1 protein-coding gene is annotated in these 1,217 nt (G+C 66.6%); it reads left to right on the top strand.

The annotated features are described in order from the left end of the window. Positions 1–1,217 (top strand): type VI secretion system Vgr family protein (locus tag B3873_RS13585; RefSeq protein WP_286866675.1); only part of this gene is annotated, 1,217 nt, incomplete at both ends.

The following is a 1,217-nucleotide window of genomic DNA, read 5'->3' as shown; positions in this document are numbered from 1 at the left end:
CAGCCAGAGTGCCATCGTGGTCGGACCCAATGGCGAGAGCAGCGCCAACGGTGCCGATGAAATCCATTGTGACCGCCTGGGCCGGGTCCGCATCCGTTTCCACTGGCAGGGCCGCAACAACGATGCCGCCGCGACCTGCTGGGTGCGCGTGGCGCAGCGCTCGGCCGGTGGCGGCAACGGCATGCAGTTCCTGCCGCGTATCGGACAGGAGGTGCTGGTGCAGTTTCTGGAAGACGACATCGATCGGCCGGTCATTCTGGGCGCGCTCTACAACGGCCAGGGTGAAGGTTCTGCCGCACCCACGCCCGGAGGCGAAGCCGCGCAGGGTGGCGAGCAGGAGCGCAACAAGGTCTTCACCAGTGCCAGTGATCTTTCTCCCAGTGGCCAGGGCAATCTGGCCGGCGGCAATGCGCCGACCTGGCACGGCGGCAGTCAGGATGGCGAAGGCCATCGCAATGCCGCTGCGCAGTGGGGCATCCGTTCCAAGGAATTTGGCGGGACCGGCTACAACCAGCTGCTGTTCGACGATACCGATGCCCAGGGCCGCATCCAGCTCAAGACTTCACAGACGGCCTCTGAACTCAATCTCGGGCACCTGATTCATGCGGCCGATAACTATCGCGGCAGCTTCCGTGGTACGGGGGCGGAACTGCGCACCGATGCGTATGGCGCACTACGTGCGGGCAGCGGCATCCTGTTTTCCAGCTACCGGATCGAACATGCTGCGGCCAGCCGCGATCCGGCGGGCGACAACACCGGCGGCATGGCCCTGCTGAAGCAGGCCACGTTGTTGGGCAAGACTTTCAACCAGGCGGCGGTGACCCACAAGACCGTCGCCATGGCCAGCCATGTCGGCCCGGCGCAGGCCAATGCCAGCGTCATCAATGACAGCGCCGCGCCCCTCGAAGCCATTCGCACGGCGGCCGCCGGCATGGTCGATGGCGCGCCAGACAAGAGCGGCGAGGATGTGGCCGCCGTCTACACGCAGACGGGCGAGGGCAAGGTCCCCCAGAGCACCTCGGCGCTGATCGGCATCGCCGCGAAGGAAGGCATGGGCGTGGTCGCGGGCCAGCATCTGCAACTGGCCAATGGCGAGACGGTGAGCCTGCTTTCAGGGCAGGACAGCCAGCATGTCAGTGGCAATCAATTGCGCCTGCGCAGCGGACAGGCCTTGGGTGTGCTGGCCGGGGCCGTTACGGCGGGCGAGGGCGGGCAGG

It is taken from the genome of Herbaspirillum sp. UBA812 (genome assembly GCF_002296545.1).
Classification (GTDB): domain Bacteria; phylum Pseudomonadota; class Gammaproteobacteria; order Burkholderiales; family Burkholderiaceae_D; genus Herbaspirillum; species Herbaspirillum huttiense.
Note: the sequence above shows the minus strand (reverse complement) of the source record. Positions and strands in the feature narration are given on the sequence as shown.